The sequence below is a fragment of the Rhodococcus sp. NJ-530 genome (genome assembly GCF_003860625.1).
Lineage (GTDB): Bacteria > Actinomycetota > Actinomycetes > Mycobacteriales > Mycobacteriaceae > Rhodococcus_F > Rhodococcus_F qingshengii.
Window position 1 is genome coordinate 19,859 of sequence record NZ_CP034153.1, and the last position, 20,817, is coordinate 40,675.

Sequence of the window (20,817 nt, forward strand, 5' to 3'; positions counted from 1 at the left end):
GCTATCTGTGAGGGTCTCAGGCCCATATTTGTTGAAAAATGAAGACCAGTGATCCCTAACGAGGAGGATCGACCACGACGATGGAGTGCCGGTCGTGGTCGATCCCCGCTGCCGGACGCTATTCCTGGCACTCGATCAGCGTTCGTAGGTGCACCGCGTACGACTTCTCAGGCTCTTCAGGATCAGAAGATCCTGACCTTTGCTACACAGGACGGTACATGCGTCTTCGGCGGCGGCGAATTGGCGAAAGTTTCAATTCGTATTTCGGACAGGTGCAACTCAGGTGCCGCTCTGGTCGATTTTTGACGGAGGGCGGATACCGTGGAGGTCATCTGTGTGCCTGTAGTCGACCGGGCCCTCCGGCGCGGCGGCGAAGTGCTTCTGGGCAAAGCGGATTCGCATTGCTTCGTTCCAGTCGAGGTCATCGAGGTTGAGCGTGTCCTTGGTTTCCCGCACGAGGTAAAGCCGCTGTACCCCATCCTCGTCGTACACGATCGCCCAGTCTGGCGAATAATCACCGACAGGAGTTCGAACGCGGAACCGTCGGGGGAGTTTAGTGAACAGCTTGACGTGCTCACTGTCGTTCTCCAACAATCCGGAAAAATTCCGCTCGACATGGCTGTCATAGATGGTGTGATCGAAGAGGTTCGAGCCGCCGGCGGGAGCGGCAATGACGCCGTAGCTTGGGTCGATATCAACAGTTGAAGCGGGCGGGTTCGTCGTCTCGGCTTCGACGAACACCACCTCGGCATCCCACCAATCTTCCTCAGGAACTGGTTCATAGCCAATATGCTTGACCATTTCCTCGATGGTGACGGTGCGGATTGCCACTGCGACCAGACGCGCCCAACGCTCTGGATCGTCGATTGCCCGTCGCTGAACCTTGAATGGCAGCGCTGCCAGAATGCTGCAGACCGTCGGGCGGGTGAGCTGAAGCGGATACTTGGTCGCCAGTAGCTGATCTTCAACCAGCCGCACTAGGTCCGGAAGTCGGTGCCCGACAATCGTCAGCAATTCGCCCTTGTCCTGTGAGACGACTGCGTCACTGGTGATCGCCTTTCCTGCATCGTCGTAGACGAGATCAGCAGCCTGTACGACATTGGCGCGACGCGCAAGATCTGCGATGGGCTCTAGGTGCTCGGAGCGCGCGATGGCGTCAGGCAAGACGGAAGGATCGAGCGCCACCCGATAGCGTGCCTTGTAGCGGATACGTCTCCACAACTGAGCGAATTCGGAGCTTGCGAACTTGTCGTTGCGTCGACGTACGATGACTTCTTGATCTGCATCGTCAGGCTCAGGGCCGCCACCGTCGCCATTTCCACCTGATGCGACGTACTCCTGGTTGAGGCCATCGCGGAACTCTGCGAAAGACTCATCGACAACGAGCGTCAACCGACACGTGGCAGGATCCGCGACCCGGCGCCCGGATACATCAACAGGCAGACGCAGTCCACGTCCGATCTGCTGTCGTCGCTCAAGATCAGACCGTGTGTGCCGTAGAAAGCCGACTTGGAAGACGTTCGGATTGTCCCAACCTTCCTTCAAAGCCGAGTGCGAGAAGATGAAAGCACGAGGATTGTCCTTGGTCAGGATCAGTTCCTTGTTGGCGATGATCTCCTCATACGCCCGTGCCTCAAACTCGGCATCGGAAGCGTTGCCCTTGGTGTCCTTGTAGATTCCGGTCTTTGTCGAGGGAAAGTAGTGGACACGCAGGGTCTCGGGGTCAGGGCAATTGTCTTCGGGGCGTCCCGCCCACGCCCATTCCTCTCTGAACAGAGCGTCGAACATGGCCGGCACGATTGGGTCAGGCTGCTTGGCGACTGGCACGTAGTCGGCGACGTGCTCGACGAAGAACAAGGAAAGAACCTTGACCTCACGTCCAGTTGCGTCGATCTGCGCCTCACGCGCAAGATGCTGACGAATCGTGTGCCGGATCTGGTCTCGCCATATGGCCGTCCGGTCGACCCCGATCTCCTGACCAGTACGGAGTTCCCGCCCGCCCTCGAAGAAGATCCGATCGGGTTTGCGTTCGAAGCGGTCGACGACCATGCCCTGGTACACGTTGCGGCCGCCGGACTCTTCGAAGAGGTCGCTGCCATTTTGCAGTACTACGTCGACGCGTTTGAAGCCGTCTTTCGTTGCTTGCTCGATCACGACATCGGCCATGATGCGCTTACGTACGCTGCGCAGCTTCTTGACCATCAGGTAGGGCTTATCAGTGTCGCCCGCAACGATCCCTTTGACGGATACTCGCTTGACGAGACCAGCTTCGCTCGCCGCTTTCGGTCCGAGGCGATGGACGAGGTTGAAGACTTCTCTGTGGGTTGCGCTGTAGCGCAACGCCGCAAGCGGATTGAGCGTGGCAATTGCGCGGCGGCGCAGATCGGTCGTCATGTTTTGCGGTTCGTCGATGATGACGACAGGTCGGGCAGCTGCGATGCTGGCGATGTCGCTCATGGAATCGCTCCACAGCTGCGGCTGTTCGGCTTGCTGATAGACCGAATTGGTATCCGGCTTGTCGATTGCCTGGACGCTGGCGATGATGAACTGCACTGTGCCGGACGGCTCAGTAAAGTCATCCAGCGCAGGGCCTTCGCCCAGAACTCCCCACCGGTACTTGACCGATGGAAATTTTGCCCCGAAGTGCTCTGCCGTCTGCTCAAATGTCTTTACGGCACCGGCACGAATGGCGACTGAGTGGACGAGTATGACGAACTTTCTCAGGCCATAGAGTTCAGCCAACCGGAGTGCAGTCGCAATGTAGACATAAGTTTTTCCTGTGCCGGTCTCCATCTCGACGGAAAAGTTCGGAAACGAACGTTCCTGCCCCCGAAGGTCATCGACCTCGAGCAGCGCCAATGATGTTTGCTTGTCGACCTTCTCGCGTTCGGTGATCGCGGCTAGATTGTCTGCCAACAACTCAGGGTCAACGGTGAAGCCCGCATGGCTGGCGCTCCCCGGTGCCTGTCCGACGAGAGTGTCGGCCGGTGGACGAAGCGCCCCCTCAAACAGATCAGTGACCGCTGCTATGGCTGCCGCTTGGTGCGGCTGATCTTCAAAGCGAAACTTCACGCGGCACCCGCTCCAATAGCACCAGCTTCGACTGCAGGCGAGGAGCCAGCGTCAGGGTTGTGGCATCACCTACCTTGTCTCCGCGAAGAATAAGGGTGTCCGAATCGGTCAACTTCAGCGCATCAGCGGTGGTCAGATCAAACGCCTCAAGGCTGACAAAAAGTCTTCCGCCATCCGCCGAGATTCCTGCGGCAGGTGTGAACTCATACACGGTCACGCCATCCAGATCGTGAGTACTGACTCGAGCATCCAGCTGCGTGCCGGTTGCTTTGAGCACAACCTCCCAGACGACGGCCAGCGGATCGGCACCTTTCACCACGGGCTCACCGCTAACGCGCATCAAAGATGCCTGGACGTACTGGTCACCGGTCATGCCCTCAGAAACCGTAATTGGCGCTTCGACAATGAGATTTGTCGGGCGAGTGCGGAAGATGCGGAAGCCGAGGTTGGGAGCGTCAAGGGTCGACTCTTGCAGTAACGAAGCTGCGCGGCGCAGGCGCTCAGCAGTAATCTCGAAGATCGTCGAGTACCCGGCTGCGACCGCATTCTCGCCGAATTCTTGTGACTCATCCGGCGCCTCTGGGATCTGAACCAGAAGCCACTTGCGCTTACCCCCATCTGTACGGTTCTGCGTCCAGACAGCTTGACCCGTTGAGCCGGATCCTGCAAAGAAGTCAACGATGAGGTCGCCATCGTCTGTGATTGCGTGAATGAGGCGCGCAAGGACGTCGACGTCCTTTGGATAGTCGAAGACTTCAGCCCCCATCATCGACTTGAGTGCCTTAGAGGCCGCACGCCGATCTTTATAGAAGACAGAGGTGGGGGCCCACTCTTCGTGTTCGTGAAGATAAGACTTCAATTGGAGTCGACCATCCTCTTTTTGCGGATAAGCGATCCGGTCGTCGTCGGCTAATGCTTCCAAGCTCTCACGACTGTAAGCCCAACCGTTGGCATGCGGTTCGTACCCCCGAAAATTGAACTTCAAGGTTGGTCTCGGATTTGGGCTCCTCAGATCTGACGGGAAGTAGACACCTCGTTGATCGATAACTCGGTAATGTTTGTGGGCTTTCGATGGCGCTTCAGTTGGGAGAGACTTGTACCAATCCTGCAATGACTTGCTGGCGGCTGCATAGTCCGTTCCATGTAGCTGGCGGAGTTCTGTGACTTTTGCATAAATTTCATCGAGTCCGTTTTTGCGCTCGCGCCATCTGGAATCCTGATTTTTCAGGTATGTAAGGTCACGTGCATACGCAATGACATAGTCGTGTCCGACAGAAATTCGACGGGCATCATTTTTTCGCCCCCCGTTCCAAACGAAGTTTCCTATGAAATTTTCGGCTCCGAACACTGCATCGAGAAGTAATCGTAGGTGGTGCATCTCGTTGTCGTCGATAGACAGGAGAATGACGCCATCCCGACGGAGCAGATGCCGCGCGACCGCGAGCCGCGGGAACATCATAGTCAACCACGGCGCATGCTTGCGCCCGGCATTCTCGATCTTGCTGGTTGTCGCGTTGCCCTGATCGTCGAGCTGGCCTGTTGCGGTTAGGTACTCGCTCTCGGGGATCGCGAAATCATCGTTGTAGGTAAAAGTCTCGCCTGTGTTGTAAGGCGGATCGATGTAGATCAGCTTGGTCTGGCCGTTGTAGCCGCTCTTTAGCAGCTTGAGTACCTGGAGATTGTCACCCTCAATCAAGACGTCACGGGCATCGTCCCAGTTGAGTGATGCCGCGGGATCAGGAGTGAGCGTGGCCGTGGTCGACGCACGTGCGTCGGTCCGCGCCTGTTCGATGCCTGGCCAGCTAAATGTGAAAGCCGCCTTCGCATCACCTTCGACGCCTAGATTCGCGAGGAGCGCTGTCACATCTAAGTCACCGTCAGGGAATGCACCCGGTACCAACGCGCGGAGCTGCAACAGCAACTCCTCCTGTGGATCCTGCGTCGCCCCAGGTATTTGTCCAACCGACATCAGTTAACTTGTCCTTCCTCGTGCCACACAGCAACAATCCGATCGGAGCCACTCCATGCGACGACTTGCTCATGGAGCTTATCGGCTGGCTCCGACAAATCACGGATGTGGTGCTCCGGCAAGATCTCGACGTTCGACATGTTGACGACAGCCTTCGACTTGTCCGCAAACAGATCCTGAGAATTTCCGAAACATGGCCTCGGCCACCCGAATTCTCTGCGGCGTTCACGAAGGTTCTCGCGATTCTTTGAGCGCGGGGAACCATCTGTTCGATCACACTCAGGAATGCAAACATCACTGCCGGACGGTGGAACCGGCGCGGCACGGCAGGAAGGCCCGTGGTGTGAGCCATGTCTTGACCCCGAAATCGGTCCTTCGGCTCCGGATCAGCGCGCCCGATCCAGCTCCGTCACCTACCGTGAAAAATCGAGGCTTGTGCCGCCACCTGAAATGAAAGGCCCTTTCGAGGTGAGAGGCGTCTACTCCTTTACCTCTTCGTGAACTGCGCGTAGCCGCGAAACGAGCGAAAGTTCGGACGCTGCCAGTTCCTCCAGCAGTTCCTCCAGTTGCGTCGACGTTGGGTCTGTTGTGGTTGCCAACACGCGTTCGGCCACTGAAAGGAAGTCAGTCAAGGCGTGCCGAATGCGTTCGAGCCATGGGTCGTGTAATGCTCGTTGAACTGCGTCAAGACCGGCGCGAGATACTGGGTCGGTCACGGTGGGCATATTCGGAAACGTGACTGACACGGCCTGAGAGTCATGGACCCAGTTAGCGCCGCCGACAACACTTTCGACGACTTCGGTAACTGGCTCGAATGCGTCGGACAGCTCGGCGCCAGGGAGGCGCACGGTCAATGTCTGCCCCGTTGTATCGGTGCTGCGCTCACTCTCGAGCGTCATGCCAGATGCGGTGGCAATGACTTGAGCTTGTAGCGCAACGTATTCCAAGACAGCGTTGACGGGATTTGAGTTCTGCATTGCAGCCAAAAGCTCTTCGAGCAGTGCCAGCCGACCGGCGCCTTGTCCTGCCCACCAGCGGCGGATGCGTTCGGCGGACTCTGGATCGGGGGAGGCAGACTCCGGATCGGAGGAGCTTGTACCGCGGGAAGGGGTGTGTTCGATGACCCAGTGGCGTACAGCTTCCCGTCGTTGCTGCGTGAGCACCACCTCGTAGTACTGGGCGAGGCGCGTGGCGACCGCGGAACCGGAGCTGGGCAGCAACTGCGATCTCAAAACTGACCAACGTAGGTATCCGTCGTATGCCCCAGCAGCGAGCAGATCAACGCCGAGCCGGCCAATCGCAAGTTCTTTGCGAACGTTGATCTCGAGTGGATCGACGGCGCGGAGTTCAGCCAGCAGCATCCCGCGCAGAAGCACATGGCCGTCAGCAGCTTCGGCACTTGCACGGGCAGCGGAGTCCTGACCGGCCAAGTAATCGAGTACGTCAGCTGCTGCTTCTTGCTTCGCTGGCGTCTGTGCGCTGTGCCACTGACTGTGCCAGCGAGGTCGCCCGTCCATCTCGAAGATGATTGTTGCCCGGTGCTCAGCGTGATGGTCGGGGCCGCGCCGCTCGAAGTCGACGAGGTATGTGGTCTGTAGGCGGGCGCAGTACTCCTGCAGTTGAGTTACAGGGTCACGAGCGGGAGTGAAAGATCGAATCCATTGTGCGAACGTCAGCGGCTGACGCTCCATGAGCAAGTCCCCATTGGCACGCCATGCAGCTGCGGCGATGGCCTGGGTGACGTCTTCCTTGAGGTCGGGGCTGAGGGCCGTCCCGCTCGAGCGGAGAACGCCAGATGCGACTGGCATCAGCTCGAAGAGTTCGACCACTACATCGCGGGGGACATTGGGTGAGGCAACTGCAGACGTTGGAATCTGGAAAGAAGCATTGAGCGTTTGAAGTGCATATTGGTGTCGCACCAAATTGGTCAGGACCTCGGAACCTTCGGCAGCGAGGGTTCCGTAGTCGCTTTGGTTGGCTTCGGTTACCAGGGCACGATTCTCGTAGGCCCAGGAGCTGTGGGTCAAAGCCTGGCTCATCAGACCGGGATCGGCGACCTCGAATGCCTGTTGTGTCCACCCACATGCGGATACGTGTAGTGGGAGGTTCGCTCGGTATAGCTGGGGCCTGAGGGGGGTCTTTGTGCTGGTAGGAGCCTTGGGAAGTGCCCGGGGCATGAATTGGAGAACATACGAGCGTGAGGCCGCTCGAGTAGCAGCTTTCGCGGAGCCGGCCGAAGCTGATGCAGCGTAGCCGTTGGCTTCTACCGTGACAGTGAACAGCCTGTCATGGGGTGGCCCTGATTCCGTTCGTGTGAACTGAGGTTCCCGTTTCAAATGAGAGGCCAACAAGGTTCGCCAGTCCGGCTCTGGAGCGCTCGGTTCGAAAGACACCAATTCGAGAAGTCGATCCGCCGCCGTCTGGGATGCGGTGACCAGAGACAAAGCACCGAGGATCTGCATGGCTACCGTTTCGGGAGCTCGGCTCTTGCTGCCCGCAGTCAGAAGGTCGGCCTCGCCTTTGCCATAGAAGGCTGCTCCGGTTGCATTCACCCACACGCCAAGTGCAGAACGTGCTTGGTGATCCGTTGCGAGTGCGGCGCTGACGCCTGCTTTCGATGTGAACTCACCGTACTGAGATCGGACTATGTCCAATAGCGCTTGACGCATCCAACCCTGACCGAGTGTTGCGAGCAGATCCAGTGTCGCAGGACTGATCGGACTTGTCGGTACCGATTCATAGAGATAACTACGGTGCAAACAGGCCCACCGGACCCACATCAGCGCATTCTCGTCTAGATCCAGGTTTAGGCGTCGCAGATCTTGCAGGAGGGGGTCGGGTGTTGGTGGCAGCCAAGGTGAATCGGGAGCTTGTGGGTAGGAGGTTCCCCATCCGGTGGCGATGATGCGTTCACTTGTTAATGAGGTTTGCTTGCCTGCCAGTGCGGGATGATTCGGACGAGAACCGGCCGCTGGCTGTTTCTCTCGTTCGGGTGCATGCACACGGATGAGCTCTTCCCTCAACCATGGGCGAAAATCGGGCGTCTGCCCTGAGCGGATCAGCCGTTCGAGGGTCAGAGATTCTTGGGAACGGGCGTCTTGCCCGGCGATTGCCATTCTCACTCGGATACCAGCTAAGGACAGCAGAAGAGTGGTGACCGGAACCGTGAGGATTTTGTCGACCCGAATTTTTCGGGACAATGATTTCTCGCGGAGTCGGAGCGCCATTTTGTGCAGCGGTTCGGGTGGGGGTGGATCGCCGAGGGCGATAATGCCCATCCAGCGGTTACCGAAACTGTAGGCAGTCATGATGACAGTAAGTTAGTCGTCAGCCTTGCTGAAATGAAAGTGAATCGCACTGGCGAGCCCAGAGCGTTTATGACAGCTTGAGTCGAGACCACCGTGACGGCCAGACCAGATAGCCTCCCCGGTGGTTCGCCTATCGGCTTTTGGGAATGACTGACGCTCCATATGACGAGTCTCCGTTAAATCACTTCGCGGCCCGTCTACACTGCTGGAATGACCAGTGATGACGTGACACCCTTCGGGTACTTGCGCCTCGCTGGCGGGCGATACGAGAAGGCACTTGGACTGCCTGTGGCCTCTGCAGCGGAGCTTGAAAGATACTCGCTTCTCGTGACCGCTGTCGCGCGCGAACTCTATCTGCGCGCCAACCCTCGTCGCCAGCGCGTGCCGCGCGGGTTCGATGAGACTTTCGACCTTCGGTTGACTCGCGTCGAGAAAGGGAGCGCTCTTCCCACCTTGGTGCGTCCCATAACCTATGACGATGGTTTGTTCCAGAACACGGACTGGCATGACGAGGCCAGGCGGCTAATCAACAGCGCCTTGGGTGACATCGGCAGGTCAGACCACATGCCTGCCTCCTTCCCGTCAGCCGCCCTCAAACAACTAGCCCAGTTCGGGCGTGGTCTCCGCGCCGACGAGCGGATCGAACTCGCAGACTCCGCGACTGACCCTGAGCGCGCAACTCTGACCATCGAGACCCGCAGGCGCATCCAGCGGCTCGCGCGTCTCGATGAGCTGGAGATTGAAACAGTCCTTGTCGGCCAGGTAACCGGACTCTCATCTACCCCGCCCCACGTTGACGTCACCATCACCGCGGGCGAACAACAGCGACGAATCGGCGCGACGTTCTCGGACCCATCGGTATGGGACTCGCTGCATAGTCACCTTGGCTTTGGAGATTTGGCTCCGCCAGCCGCATTGAGCGTCATCGCAGTACAGAATCGTGACGGGGAGATAGTAAAAATCACCGACGTTCTGCACGCCGAACCCGCTCTTCCTCTGTCGTGGTCGCAACGACTGCGTCATCTCGCGGGTCTCGATAATGACTGGCTGCATCCCGGATCGGAGCCACCATCCACCGGAGTTATTGAGAGGGTCGAACGAATCCTTCTCGCTACTCTCGACGCTGCGGTAAGTGCGCCCGCGATCTACCCCTCCGGCGATGGTGGAATCCAACTCGAATGGCGCACGACTTCTCGCGCAGTTGAGGTAGAAGTCCTCAATGGCGGTTCGATTGAGGCCACCTGGTATGGGCGCTCGAACGGGGAGGACGGCGAGGATCAGAGCTTCGAGGTAGGCGACCCTGACGGCGTGGCCGATTTCGTGAAGGAGGCAGTGAGTGAGTGACCCCACGGAAGTTAGCGACGGCGAAGAACTCCTCACCACCAGAGACGAACTGTTGTGGCGTAACGCTCACCCTGATTGGCTCGTCGATGGGGAGCTAACCTCTCAGGCTTTCCGCCCTACGCCGAAAGACCAGAAAAAGCTATCAAGCACACGCGAGAGCAAGGTGGCCGCGGAGGCGAACTTCAAAGAGTACACCGAAGAATTCTCATTGGAGTCCATAGGTGTTTGGGCGGTCACGGTCGGAGAGGCTCAGGATCAGACGATCCCTGCCATATACGACGAGCATTCTCCGACAATTCCTTCCCCATGTCTGACAGGACATACGTCACTCGATTTCACGGCTGTCTCCAACAATCAGGCGAAGCGCATCGGCGGGCGACTACGGGACCGTGCTGAAGAACGAGGGAAGCAACACCCTTCGTAGCTGTGCGACTACGACGAGTTTTACCTCGAGTGGATTTTCTCGGTGTATCTGGCCAGCATCTAATTGATGAACCGAGTAATCGACGAGCAGAGCGTACAAAAACTGGATGAGGGACCAAGTCATCAGTGACTCAGGATTTCCAGATCTGACACCACACTTCTGAAACTAGTCCACGGATTCCGCCAACGATTTAACCGCTGATTTATTCCTATGGTCGTAGGACTGGTGGTGGATGGTGTGTCGTAAATCGATCGGTGTTCGACACTTTCACCAAGACTGCGTATCGCCAGCTCGTGCAGGGGCCAAGGTGTCGAGAAGTCGTGTCGAAAATCTACGTCGAATAAGCCATCGACTTTGCCTTTTCGACAGACGCGTTTTCGTTCAGGCTGCCCACCAGACGATGACGATAGCGGAGAGGGTGCAGCCGAGAATGAGGGCAGTTTCGACTGATGTGCCGAGCCGTTCGTGCAGGCGTGGTCGTCGGTGGATGCGAGGCGATGTTGGGGTCATGGGGTGGCGGCGGGTTGGATGCTGGCTTCGAGCCTGGTGAGTCGTTCTTCGAGGACACCGGTGATAGCGAGCAGTCCGAGCACGGTCGGTTCGGTGATGTCGCTGCGCTGCTGCGCGTGTTTGAGCAGCGTTGTGCGCAGGAGTGAAACCATGGGGCGTCGTCACTGATGGGGAGTTGCTCGAGTTTGGCGGTTAGACGCTCGGCGGGGGAGGTCATGGGTAGCTCCTGCACGTGTGGATCATGCAGGCCGAGCGAAAAGGGGCGACTGCCTGCGCGGGTGGTGGCGGGTAGTGCGCTGGAACCGAGGCGGAAAGTAGCGCACCACAGTGGGTGATGTTACTGCGTCATTGCTGGGAGGCGGTAGGCGGAAGGTAAGTGGCGGCGCACCCCTGTCGACGGCCATCGTAAGCTCCCCACTGGCGGCCATTTATGGCGCATTTTGTGGCCATGGTTTCTCCCCGCGTACGGCCAGATAGTTCCCCACCTGCTGTGAGTCAGATTCGGTCCCGGCAACGCTGGGTGGATGAAATCGAGCAGGGAGATCATGGAAATTTTGGAGGCGTACGACCTCACGGGTAGTTATCGGGCGGCGGCGGAGCTGGCTGGGTGTGATCACCACACGGTGGCCCGGTATGTGCAGATGCGCGCTGCGGGGCAGCCGCCGGACCGCCGGCGGCATCGAGCGCGGGCGATCGACGACTTTCTGCCGAAGATCGAGGAGTTGGTGGTCCGCTCGCAGGGCAAGGTCCGCGCGGATGTCATCCACGAACGGATCGTCGCGCTGGGGTTCACCGGCGGTGAGCGGACCACGCGCCGGACGGTCGCGGAGGCGAAGGCCCAGTTTCGGGCTGGTCGGCGGCGAGTGTATCGGCCGTGGGTAACCGAACCTGGGCTGTGGTTACAGTACGACTTCGGTGACGGGCCAACGATTTCCGGCCGGAAGACGACGTTGTTCTGCGCATGGTTGGCGTGGTCGCGATTTCGGGTGGTGATCCCGATCTGGGACAAGACATTGCCGACGGTGGCGGCGTGTTTGGATGCGACATTCCGCCGCTTGGGCGGGGTTCCGGTCTATGTCCTCACCGACAACGAGAAGACCGCGACGATCGATCACGTGGCCGGGATCGCGGTCCGCAATCCGGAGATCGTGGAGGTGGCACGGCATTACGGCACGACGCTGCGGACGTGTTTACCTGCTGATCCGGAGTCGAAGGGAGGAAGTGAGGCGACGGTGCGGATCGCCAAAGCCGACCTGTTGCCGAAGGAGGTGAACCTGCGCGAGCAGTATCACTCTTTCGGTGAGCTCGAGTCGGCTTGCCGGCAGTTCTGCACCGACGTCAACACCCGCGTCCACAGCTCTACTCGGCGGCGGCCGGTCGAGCGGCTGGCCGAAGAGTTGCAGCGGCTGCATCCGCTGCCGAAATCTCCGTTCACCGCGGTGTTCGGCACTACCCGGCGGGTGAACTGGGAGTCGACGATCTCGGTGGAAGGGGTGCGGTATTCGGTGCCGCACACGTTGATCGACACTCGGGTCTGGGCCCGCTTCCATGGTGAGGAGCTGATCGTGACCGCCGTCGACAATGATGGCGGTGCAGTCGAAGTCGCGCGGCACCGCCGCGGCCAACCCGGTTCACCGGTCCTCGACAACGACCACTACCCACCCCGCCCAGACCGCGACGCCGCCGACCGGGTGCCCAAGCCTCGTACCGCCGCCGAGCTCGCCTTCCTACAGTTGGGCCAGGGTGCCAACAGCTGGCTGGTCGAGGCTGCCGCCGCGGGAGCGCGCCGCATCAGGGCGAAGATGGCCGAGGCCGTGGACCTTTCGAAGCTGCACTCCCCGGACGCAGTCGACAGAGCGTTGGGGACGGCGGCGATGACCGGCCGGTTCGCCGATCGGGACCTGATCTCGATCCTCGACTACCAAGTCACCCACGAACACGCTGATCCGGTCCGTCGCAGCGAGAACCACACTCTGCAACCGGGCACCGCCGCCTGGTCCACCTTCGGCCAGACACCAGCGCCGGCCAGCCCAGCCACTACTGACGATGAAAGCGATGACGCCTGATGAGCACCCCTTTGCGCACTGTTACCAGCGCTAACGGCGACCCGTTGGCCGAGGCGATCGACCTGACTAAACGCCTGAAACTGCCCCATATCCGCAGGTCCTTGAGCGATATCATCCCGACCGCGAAAGCCCAACGCTGGGACCCCGCCGAAGTCGTGCGGGTTCTCCTCGCTGAGGAAGCCGCCGGCCGGGACCGGGCGAACCTGCACACTCGCCGCAAACGCGCGGGTTTCCCTACCGGCAAGACCTTCGGCGACTGGGACGAAACGAAATCGTCGATTCCCCGCGCCACCCAGGACGCGCTCCGCACCCTGGAGTGGGTCGGGCGGCGTGAATGTTTCTGCGTCTGTGGGCCTTCGGGAACTGGCAAGTCTCACTTCACCGAGGCACTCGGGCAGGCCGCAGTCGAAGCTGGGCTGGCGGTGTCTTGGTTCACCATCGAAGACCTCGGTGCCCTGGTCCGCCGGCACCGTGCCGACGACTCCATCGCCCGAGCCCTGACGAGGATCATCCGCTCCGACCTGATCATCGTCGACGACATCGGTCTGCTCCCGGTCTCTGAAGACGCCGCCGAAGGATTCTATCGCCTCGTCGACGCTGCCTACGAACGCCGAGCGATTGCCGTCTCAAGCAACCTGCACCCCTCCGGCTTCGACGAGATCATGCCCAAAACATTGGCCACCGCCACCGTTGACCGGCTCCTGCACCATGCGCACGTCGTCGTCACCGACGGCGACTCCTTCCGCCTCACCGAAGCCACCACCGGCAAGGGGGTGAAGCCCTTCAGCTAACCCAAATCAGAAAGCGGGTGGGGAAAAACAACTGGCCGCCACCGGGGAGAACCCGTGGCCACCAGCGGGGAGAACTACTGGCCGCCTACGGGGAGAACTTCGTGGCCATTGACACACCCCTGGGGTGATGAACTAACTCGGTACCGGTTCATCTGCAGGCGGCAAGGCACTCCCCTCGGTAGTTCAATGCTCAAGTAGCTGTAACTGTGCGAAGACTGGTAACGGAGGTGGGTGGCACGTAAATTTTCGGGGGCGGCATCGCCCGGGCCCAAACGGGTATGGCGAACGCTCCGCCGGTAGCCGCCCTTGGTCTATCGGCGGGCGAGCCGTCCCGCAGGTTTCATCGCATCGACTATGTTTCGCTGCGCCGGCGGTCAGTGCGGGTTGGGGGTGCGCCACAGGCTCGGGGTGTCGCCGTCTTCGGTGTTGGCGAGGGCACGGATTCCGTCGGCGTCCTGGGCGAGGATGTCCGCGAATTGTTGTCTGTGGGTGTCGTCGAGTCCATCGGGAAGGTTCGCACCTTTGGTGATGGATGCTGCGGCGCCGTCGAGGTAGCGGGCGATGCGCAGGAGCAGCGGGCGTGGAGTGGGGACGAGGAAGGCGCCCGCGTCGGCGGTGATCATGCCGAGAGTCGAGAGCAGGGACAGGCCGGCGACCGCTTCTTTGTCGTCGAGGTTGATGTGCGCGACTTTCAAAGCTTCGGCCAGTGCCGCGGTGGTCAACCCGACGGCGGCGACGGGCATGGAGATGGCGCGCTCGAATTCGATCAGATCGGCGCCGGGGGCCTCGTCGGAGAGGGACACCGCGAGGGACTGCGCGAATGCGAGGAGACGTTCGTCGGTGAAGTCTCTCTGCGCGGTCTGGCGACTGACTCGCATCAGGGTCGCGTACTCGGAGACTTTGTCGTCGAGGATATTCCGGGCTTCGGTGTCGGTGATCGTGAGCCCGAGATCGAGGAGTGCGGCGCGGAGTTCGGTGGATCGAGTGTGGAGCCAGGTGGGCCGAGGACTCATCGCTGCTCCTGTGAGGGTGTGGCTTTGGGTGTTCAGGTGAGCTTAGATCGGCCGACTGTGGGAGGGACGTGGCCGCTGTAAGTCGCAGGGCGGTGGCGGATCAGCGGAACTGTGTGCGCTACATTCCTTTTCCGCGTCGTCTCGGGTCGAGACGGTGACGGATGGGGTTCGCCGGGATGTTGTCACACCCTTTCCGTCGAGCTGCTCCTCAATCGTGCGCCCGACCCGCTCAGGTTGGGTGTACTCGACCCGCCTGGCTGGTACTGACGACCAGTCGGGTGGGTCACCACGGAGAGGTCCACGCCGCAATCGGCTGATAGCAGCTCGGGCGCTGAGCCACTACCGGCGATAGGGGCCGTGGGTGCTCCACCCAGGCATATGGGGTTGTAGTTCGTCATGACTGCAGGATGTGGTGCGGAGGAGGCGTAGAGGTCCGTTTATGGGGTTGATGCGCTCGGCATGTTCCTGAATCCAGGTGGCCCATTTTCGTGCCTCCTCGCCGTTCTCGTCGTCGAGTTGTTCAGCGCGTTCCGTCACTTCTTCTGCGTAGGTACGCATTGCTGCGGCGGACTGCCGGCGGTCCATTTCGTCGCGGAGGCGGTCGGCGTTGCGTTCGTAGCTGAGTTTCGTGAACGCCTCCTGCTTGACTTCCTCCCATCGCGTTTCGCGGATCTGGGAGCGTCGTACTTCCTCCTGACGTGACCAGTCGGCTTCGGCTTCAGCGATCTCGAGTTTGCGGACAAGCGTAGGCAATTGTTCTTCGACCGTGGCGCCGTCGGTATCTTGGAGCGAAACGATGACCTGGTCTTCCCAGGTCTTGGTGAGTATCACTTCCAGTTTTCCGGATGCTTGGAAATACTTGTTCGCCGTTGTCCGCTCAGCTCGGGTGTAGTAGTCGGTCTCGGTCGTATACGCCTGCACGTGGCGTCGTCCTCCGCGTTGGTCGAGTTCGCGGATCGTGACGACAAGTTCCCTCGACGGAAACCGGAGTGTCAGATCGGGGCTGGATTCACCCGGCCCGCTGTGTGGCACCTTCGCCGGGACTGTCCAACCGAGTTGAGTTGCCGCTGTCACGAGGGCTTGCAGGAAGCGCGCAGCGCGAGCGATCTGCGCCTTGGAGACCAACGCCTTCTTGTCCTGAAATGCGGCAACGGTGGGGTGTGGGTTTCGAAGTTGACGGGGCACGGAGAAAGCACGCAGGGCAGTCAACACCGCGAAATCTGGCTCCAAATAGACGGTCACGCCCAGTACAGGGTCCATGCGCGTTGGTTCCTGGGCCACGCGCTGCCCGTCGGGCAGCAGACCCGATTGCGACGCGAGACAGTTCTGTAGGCGCTGGACCTCCTGAGAATCGACATCGGGTCCCAGATCTAGACGTCCCCCGGCTGCGACGACATCGCGCAGCAACGCAGCAGCCTTCTCCCGGAGTTGCTGTTGCTCGTGTTCTCGCTTCAGCCGATCCTGTTTCTCCCGAACGGTGCGCCTGCGTTCTGCTTCGATGCGGTGGGCTTCCTCCTCGAGACGTCGGGTGCCGTCCGGAGTGATCCGCGCGGTCCAAGTCTTCCCGCTACCGGAGACACGAAGGAAGCCGCGGTTGTGGAGCGAACGAGCTGACACACGATGCGATGGACCTTCATAGACGCCTTCCTTGCATCCGTCGGCGACCCATTTCAACAGGTCGAACTGGGTCACGGTGAGATGATTCGTCGCTCGCCCCACTACCACTCCTGTCCTCGGAACCTTTTGAACCATTCTCGCTGTTTGGGCTATGGATTGGTCTGACTGCAGAGCACCAGTCGACACCCTCGCCGCCGTCGAGGAAATCATCACCGGACAGCTCACATTCGACGAGGTCGCGATCGACTGACCCGATGAAGCGGCGATCCCCAGCCCCGAAAAGGGTTGGGGATCGTCCGCCCTTCCGCCCCGGCCGGCGGTCAGAGCCACCGGCGGACCGGAAGGGCGGAATACGGACACCACCACAGACACACGAGAAAGCGCCCGGCCGCCGGCCGGCCACGACGCACGATAAAATCGCAAGGATAAGAATCGACCCGCCCCGGTGTGAACATTCTTCTATCCCGACACTCGCGCATCAAGGCCGCTCCAGAAATAATACCCACACGCGCCACTCGCACGCTCGAACAGCGGCGCTACGATATTTTTTCCTACACTCACCTTGACCCACTCCCGCCGAGACCAGAATATCGGCACATACCGGGGGAGGGGGAGAAAGTGCAGGTGGAACCCATGTTGGTAGGCACTGGTATTCGATATTGATGTTAGTGAATGAATGCGGAAAATGATTGAATATGTCATTAACGAAAGCGGAAACTAATTGAAGAAATGCCCGCGAAAGTATTGGTTTATATTGCATTGTTCGATAGAATGAAATCAATAAAGAATCACCGACGAGGGGGAATGACAATGGCGATCACCGTATATACCAAGCCCGCATGTGTGCAATGCAATGCCACGTACCGCGCACTCGACAAAGCGGGAATCGAATACGACGTCATCGACATCACCGAAAACGCACAGGCCCGCGATTACGTCATGAGTCTGGGATACCTGCAAGCCCCCGTCGTCGTCGCAGGAGAAAATCACTGGAGTGGATTCCGTCCCGACGAAATCAAGAAGCTCACCCCGGCCGCCTGACCACACACTTTCACCAGCGAAGCGAGTTTCAATGAGGAAATCAAGCAGTTCGAAGAGCGGGTGTATCAACGATGAACAGCCGGTCGTCGCGCAACAATGCCCAGATCACGTTCACTCGTCGACGCGCCAAGGCGATAACCGCTTGAACGTGCCTCATTCCTTCACTTCGTTTCTTGAGGTAGAACTCGCGATTCGGTCCATCTTTGATGATCGAGGTTTGAGCGGAGAGGTAGAAGACCCGCCGCAGTCGCCGGCTGTAGCGTTTGGGTCGGTGCATGTTGCCGGTTCGGCGACCGGAATCGCGGGGGACCGGAACCAAACCGGCTGCCGAGGCAAGGTGTCCGGCATCGGAGTACGCCGACATATCACCGGCAGCGACAACGAATTCCGCGCCGAGGATCGGACCGATACCGGGCATGGATTCGATGACCGCAGCCTGCGGATGGCGGCGGAAGGTCTCACCGATCTGGCGTCGATACGAGCGAGCTGGACGTCCACTGCGAGGACTCGGTCGGCGATATCGGCCACCAACTGCGCCGCAACAGCCTCACCAGGCAGGACCACATTCTGCGCAGACGCCGCCTCCCACGCAATCTCGGCGACACCGTCCGCCCCGCGCACCCCACGTTTACCAAGCCACAAGCTCAAGCGAGTGCGTCCGCGTCGCCGAATGGCACGCGGGGTCTGAAAACCGGTCAACAACACCAACGCGCCCTTGTGTCGCCCGAAGTCGAAAGCCCGCTCGAGCGCAGGAAAGACACCGGTGAGAGTGTCACGCAGACGGTTGATCAGCCGGACTCGGTCAGCGACGAGATCGGTCCGATGCGAGGTCAACAGCGCGAGTTCCGCGGCCAACTGAGCCGGTGGGATCAACACAGACAGATCATGTCGGTGTCGAGCAGTTTCCGCGATCACATAGGCATCGCGGGCATCGGTTTTCGCCTCCCCTCGATACGCGCCGGACATCCTGTTGACGGTGCGACCAGGGACGTACACCGCACTCTGGTCGTGTGCGGCGAGAAGAGCGAGCAGCAACGCAGAGGAGGTTCCGGAAATATCTACCGCCCAATGGAGTTCGTCGGCCAAGGCCAGAATCTCGCTCAGCGCGTGCAGTATCGCGGTCTCGTCGTTGATGATCTTGTGCGACCACACGATCAACCCTGCTTCGTCGACCACTGCTGCCCAATGATGGCCCTTGCCTGCGTCGATTCCGACCCATGCGTGGGTGTGAGTTTCTCTCATTCGCTCCTCCATGTCGCCGACTCGTGTCAGGCCCGAGGAACACCCCACCGTCATCTCCGTAAACAGTGCTCGAAGCACATTTTTCAATCAGCAGCCAGGGCGTCCCGAAGCGCTGGGCGGCCACTCGTTTCGAGCCACACAAGGCAAGACACCATCAGCCACACCCAGCACTTCCGGACCAACTAACAACTTACGGAGGACACCATGACCGCAGCAGCATTCACCTTCACTCCCGATGCAGACTTCGTCGACCGCGCACTCGACGCCGAGCTCCGCCGCGACAGCGAATCCGTCGACCGCAAACTCCGCACCATGCTCGCCGCCCTCGACGACTCCCTCGCCGGAATCAGCGACGCACGCGAAGAACTGCACACCCTCTACACCGCCCCCGGCACGGACACCGCCGAAGACGTTGCCGCCCATGACCAGGACATCGCAACCCACCTCGCCGAGGCTGCCCGCAACCTCCGCGCAGCCGCCGAGATCCTGCGCAGCCACCGGCAACTCACCTCACCGCGACCCTGACCTCCCATGCCCACCGGCGACAGCAAGGACCCCGACGTGACACTCTCACTGGCCACCGCCCCCGACTTCGACGACCTCACCGACAACGAAGGCGAGATCGACGAATACAGCACCGCCCTCGACGTCGAGGCTCAACTCCTGTGCTCGCTGCTCTGGGCGCCGGCCGAGAGCGCGAAGCGTGCCGTCGCAGCTCTGACCAGCGCAGACTTCTACCGACCCGTGAACGCGGCACTGTTCACCGCCATCGAGGAGTTAGTCACTTCCGGCAAACCTCACAACAGTGCCCACGTCTTCACCACCTTGCAGCAGGAAGGCCGCACCAGCGGACACCTCGGGAAACAGCTCACCAAAGCGCTCACCGACATCACCACCATCGGCGTCCCGTCCGCTGAACTCGAACACAACATCGCCGCCGTCCTCACCCAGGCATACCGGCGCGGATTCCGCGAAGCAGCACGATCCCTCGCCCAAGCCGCCGAAGAACTCCCCGAAGACCAACTGTTCGAGCACCTGCTCAGCATCGGCCGCGAACGCCGCGCAGCCTCCCAACGCCTCGCCGCCATCCGCGAAGGCCGAGCATGACCAACAAGCCAAGAGTGGTGAAACACAGCATCTTCGGAGTCCTCGCGCTCGCCGTCGCAGCCCTGGACTTCACGATCGGCACGAAACACGTGATCACCGCCAGAATCATCGCCCTCACCGCCTCCGTCTACAGCTTCACCAAAGCCGCCAGCTTCCGAAAAGCTCCAAGCGACAGGGAGAATCGACCATGACGACCGAAAAAGACACCAGCAGACCGGGTTGGAAATCGCACACCGTCGTCGCGCTGATCAGCCTCGCCGTCGGCATCATCTTCCTCACCGGTGGAACAACCATTTCCCTCATCGCCGGAACAAGCCTCCTCGGACTCGCGGTCTACCACTACGTCGTAGCCCTACGCCTCCGCCGAGAACTCAACACACCCACCGAAGAGGAAGAGCTGCCATGAACGACGACGAACACGACGCCTGGCAACTGCACCATCACGGGGCCAGCTGGGACGAAATCGGCACCGAAATGGGATGCAGCCCCACCACCGCGCAAACCCTCGCAGCCGCCTACGAGAAACGCACCGACATCGCAGCCGCCCAAACCCAAAACGCCCTGTTCTGACCGGTCGAGACTGCAATCCCTGTCGGACCTACACGGCACACTCAGCGGAAACGACAGAAAGGACCGCCATGAACAACGAGATCACCACCATTCTTGCCCCAGTCGCAAAAGCAGGAGCCGGGGCAGCAGTAGCCGGATTCGTACTCGGAACACTGATCGGCTGGCTGTTGCTTCCCGACGCGATGAAGCCGTGGCAATTCGGCATGATCTTCGCCCTGGTCACGCTGTTGCTGGTTCTCCTCGCCGCCACCCCCTACGTATGGCGCCGGTACAGCGGGCAAAACTAGCCGCGCACTCTTCAGTGCCCGACCACTACGGGCCGCACCCCGAATCACCCACGACAAGGAGGACAACCGCATGGCTATCGCCGCGATCATCGCCGTAGCAGCACTCTTGATCTGGGGATTCGGATCGATCATCGCCCGCCTCGCGGGCGCGATCGCAGTCTTCGAGGGACTGCTCCGCATCGGGGTCACCGGAAGCACCCCCGCCGCCTATGCCATCCTCGCCGCCGGCCTCGCAATCTGGATGACCGGACACTGGATTTGGGCGTTCAAACACAAAGCCTGGCGCACCCGACTCGCCCTGGCCGCCTACAGCCTCCCCGGAATCCACCACCTCGCACCCATCCAGACTAGCCACAGAACAACCGAATAAACGCAGCGTTGTGGCCGGACAACAGTCTGAGGAACGCGGCCACCGCCCGGAGATCCTTCTGGCAGGTTGACGTAGTTTCGTAGGGA

Annotated in this window: 18 protein-coding genes and 1 pseudogene; 12 read left to right on the forward strand and 7 right to left on the reverse strand. The window is 60.3% G+C overall.

The annotated features are described in order from the left end of the window. Positions 1-279: 279 nt before the first annotated feature. The 3 genes from EHW12_RS30030 to EHW12_RS30040 form a co-directional block, all read right to left on the reverse strand. The gene (locus tag EHW12_RS30030) at positions 280-3,072 is read right to left on the reverse strand and encodes a DEAD/DEAH box helicase family protein (RefSeq protein WP_125052825.1); all 2,793 of its coding nucleotides are present in this window, start codon (positions 3,070-3,072) and stop codon (positions 280-282) included. Further along, entirely contained in the window at positions 3,056-5,041 is a 1,986-nt protein-coding gene (locus tag EHW12_RS30035; protein WP_125052828.1) for a site-specific DNA-methyltransferase, read from the reverse strand. The genes EHW12_RS30030 and EHW12_RS30035 overlap by 17 nt, the downstream gene beginning before the upstream one ends. Before the next feature lie 479 nt (positions 5,042-5,520). Continuing rightward, complete coding sequence (locus tag EHW12_RS30040; RefSeq protein WP_125052831.1) at positions 5,521-7,080, reverse strand: hypothetical protein; 1,560 nt, start codon at positions 7,078-7,080, stop codon at positions 5,521-5,523. Positions 7,081-8,559: 1,479 nt separating this feature from the next. On the opposite strand from EHW12_RS30040, the gene EHW12_RS30045 reads away from it, so the two are divergent. Continuing rightward, a complete protein-coding gene (locus tag EHW12_RS30045) occupies positions 8,560-9,693 on the forward strand; it encodes a hypothetical protein (RefSeq protein ID WP_125052834.1) in 1,134 nt (377 codons plus the stop codon). Beyond that, positions 9,686-10,117 (forward strand): hypothetical protein, encoded by a 432-nt coding sequence (locus EHW12_RS30050; protein ID WP_125052837.1) that lies wholly within the window; start codon positions 9,686-9,688, stop codon positions 10,115-10,117. The genes EHW12_RS30045 and EHW12_RS30050 overlap by 8 nt, the downstream gene beginning before the upstream one ends. 506 nt (positions 10,118-10,623) lie before the next feature. On the opposite strand, the gene EHW12_RS30055 is transcribed toward EHW12_RS30050, so the two are convergent. After that, positions 10,624-10,779 (reverse strand): hypothetical protein, encoded by a 156-nt coding sequence (locus tag EHW12_RS30055; protein ID WP_241199202.1) that lies wholly within the window; start codon positions 10,777-10,779, stop codon positions 10,624-10,626. 372 nt (positions 10,780-11,151) lie between these two features. Here EHW12_RS30055 and istA point away from each other — a divergent pair, with 372 nt between their 5' ends. Further along, on the forward strand, positions 11,152-12,693 hold the full coding sequence (gene istA / locus EHW12_RS30060; RefSeq protein ID WP_030538069.1) for an IS21-like element IS1415 family transposase: 1,542 nt from the start codon (positions 11,152-11,154) through the stop codon (positions 12,691-12,693). Next, positions 12,693-13,484 (forward strand): IS21-like element IS1415 family helper ATPase IstB, encoded by a 792-nt coding sequence (istB, locus tag EHW12_RS30065; RefSeq protein WP_003944771.1) that lies wholly within the window; start codon positions 12,693-12,695, stop codon positions 13,482-13,484. The genes istA and istB overlap by 1 nt, the downstream gene beginning before the upstream one ends. A 374-nt stretch (positions 13,485-13,858) precedes the next feature. Here the strand turns inward: istB and EHW12_RS30070 are convergent, their stop codons facing one another. Both EHW12_RS30070 and EHW12_RS30075 read right to left on the reverse strand, forming a co-directional pair. Continuing rightward, positions 13,859-14,497 carry a hypothetical protein gene (locus EHW12_RS30070; RefSeq protein ID WP_125052840.1) on the reverse strand — a complete coding sequence of 213 codons (639 nt, stop codon included), beginning with the start codon at positions 14,495-14,497 and terminating at the stop codon, positions 13,859-13,861. A 339-nt stretch (positions 14,498-14,836) separates the two neighbouring features. Further along, on the reverse strand, positions 14,837-16,189 hold the full coding sequence (locus EHW12_RS30075; protein ID WP_241199203.1) for a hypothetical protein: 1,353 nt from the start codon (positions 16,187-16,189) through the stop codon (positions 14,837-14,839). A 735-nt stretch (positions 16,190-16,924) separates the two neighbouring features. On the opposite strand from EHW12_RS30075, the gene nrdH reads away from it, so the two are divergent. Further along, positions 16,925-17,155, forward strand: coding sequence for a glutaredoxin-like protein NrdH (gene nrdH, locus EHW12_RS30080; RefSeq protein WP_125052846.1), 231 nt, complete (start codon positions 16,925-16,927; stop codon positions 17,153-17,155). A 40-nt stretch (positions 17,156-17,195) separates the two neighbouring features. Here the strand turns inward: nrdH and EHW12_RS30085 are convergent. Further along, positions 17,196-18,397 (reverse strand): annotated as a pseudogene (locus EHW12_RS30085) (IS110-like element IS2112 family transposase). 204 nt (positions 18,398-18,601) lie between these two features. On the opposite strand from EHW12_RS30085, the gene EHW12_RS30090 reads away from it, so the two are divergent. The 7 genes from EHW12_RS30090 (at position 18,602) to EHW12_RS30115 (ending at position 20,731) form a co-directional block, all read left to right on the forward strand. Beyond that, entirely contained in the window at positions 18,602-18,922 is a 321-nt protein-coding gene (locus EHW12_RS30090; RefSeq protein ID WP_030538089.1) for a hypothetical protein, read from the forward strand. Positions 18,923-18,928: 6 nt separating this feature from the next. After that, positions 18,929-19,504 carry a DnaB-like helicase N-terminal domain-containing protein gene (locus tag EHW12_RS30095; protein WP_125052849.1) on the forward strand — a complete coding sequence of 192 codons (576 nt, stop codon included), beginning with the start codon at positions 18,929-18,931 and terminating at the stop codon, positions 19,502-19,504. Next, positions 19,501-19,695: a hypothetical protein gene (locus tag EHW12_RS30100; RefSeq protein WP_125052852.1), complete on the forward strand. Its 195-nt coding sequence runs from the start codon at positions 19,501-19,503 to the stop codon at positions 19,693-19,695. Before EHW12_RS30095 ends, EHW12_RS30100 begins: the two co-directional genes overlap by 4 nt. Continuing rightward, positions 19,692-19,910: a hypothetical protein gene (locus EHW12_RS30105; RefSeq protein WP_125052855.1), complete on the forward strand. Its 219-nt coding sequence runs from the start codon at positions 19,692-19,694 to the stop codon at positions 19,908-19,910. Before EHW12_RS30100 ends, EHW12_RS30105 begins: the two co-directional genes overlap by 4 nt. Further along, positions 19,907-20,074, forward strand: a complete 168-nt coding sequence (locus EHW12_RS34780; RefSeq protein WP_164490641.1) for a hypothetical protein — start codon at positions 19,907-19,909, stop codon at positions 20,072-20,074. Before EHW12_RS30105 ends, EHW12_RS34780 begins: the two co-directional genes overlap by 4 nt. Before the next feature lie 68 nt (positions 20,075-20,142). Next, on the forward strand, positions 20,143-20,361 hold the full coding sequence (locus EHW12_RS30110; RefSeq protein WP_125052858.1) for a hypothetical protein: 219 nt from the start codon (positions 20,143-20,145) through the stop codon (positions 20,359-20,361). A 70-nt stretch (positions 20,362-20,431) separates the two neighbouring features. Next, entirely contained in the window at positions 20,432-20,731 is a 300-nt protein-coding gene (locus tag EHW12_RS30115; RefSeq protein ID WP_125052860.1) for a hypothetical protein, read from the forward strand. Positions 20,732-20,817: the final 86 nt, after the last annotated feature.

What these genes read in the sequence shown, in the direction of transcription:
- EHW12_RS30035 (WP_125052828.1), bottom strand. Translation starts at nt 5,041, where the DNA reads ATGTCGGTTGGACAAATACCTGGGGCGACGCAGGATCCACAGGAGGAG.
- EHW12_RS34780 (WP_164490641.1), top strand. Translation starts at nt 19,907, where the DNA reads ATGAACGACGACGAACACGACGCCTGGCAACTGCACCATCACGGGGCC.
- EHW12_RS30045 (WP_125052834.1), top strand. Translation starts at nt 8,560, where the DNA reads ATGACCAGTGATGACGTGACACCCTTCGGGTACTTGCGCCTCGCTGGC.
- EHW12_RS30055 (WP_241199202.1), bottom strand. Translation starts at nt 10,779, where the DNA reads ATGGTTTCACTCCTGCGCACAACGCTGCTCAAACACGCGCAGCAGCGC.
- nrdH (WP_125052846.1), top strand. Translation starts at nt 16,925, where the DNA reads ATGGCGATCACCGTATATACCAAGCCCGCATGTGTGCAATGCAATGCC.
- EHW12_RS30040 (WP_125052831.1), bottom strand. Translation starts at nt 7,080, where the DNA reads ATGAGCCAGGCTTTGACCCACAGCTCCTGGGCCTACGAGAATCGTGCC.
- istA (WP_030538069.1), top strand. Translation starts at nt 11,152, where the DNA reads ATGAAATCGAGCAGGGAGATCATGGAAATTTTGGAGGCGTACGACCTC.
- EHW12_RS30090 (WP_030538089.1), top strand. Translation starts at nt 18,602, where the DNA reads ATGACCGCAGCAGCATTCACCTTCACTCCCGATGCAGACTTCGTCGAC.
- EHW12_RS30095 (WP_125052849.1), top strand. Translation starts at nt 18,929, where the DNA reads ATGCCCACCGGCGACAGCAAGGACCCCGACGTGACACTCTCACTGGCC.
- EHW12_RS30105 (WP_125052855.1), top strand. Translation starts at nt 19,692, where the DNA reads ATGACGACCGAAAAAGACACCAGCAGACCGGGTTGGAAATCGCACACC.
- EHW12_RS30070 (WP_125052840.1), bottom strand. Translation starts at nt 14,497, where the DNA reads ATGAGTCCTCGGCCCACCTGGCTCCACACTCGATCCACCGAACTCCGC.
- EHW12_RS30115 (WP_125052860.1), top strand. Translation starts at nt 20,432, where the DNA reads ATGGCTATCGCCGCGATCATCGCCGTAGCAGCACTCTTGATCTGGGGA.
- istB (WP_003944771.1), top strand. Translation starts at nt 12,693, where the DNA reads ATGAGCACCCCTTTGCGCACTGTTACCAGCGCTAACGGCGACCCGTTG.
- EHW12_RS30100 (WP_125052852.1), top strand. Translation starts at nt 19,501, where the DNA reads ATGACCAACAAGCCAAGAGTGGTGAAACACAGCATCTTCGGAGTCCTC.
- EHW12_RS30110 (WP_125052858.1), top strand. Translation starts at nt 20,143, where the DNA reads ATGAACAACGAGATCACCACCATTCTTGCCCCAGTCGCAAAAGCAGGA.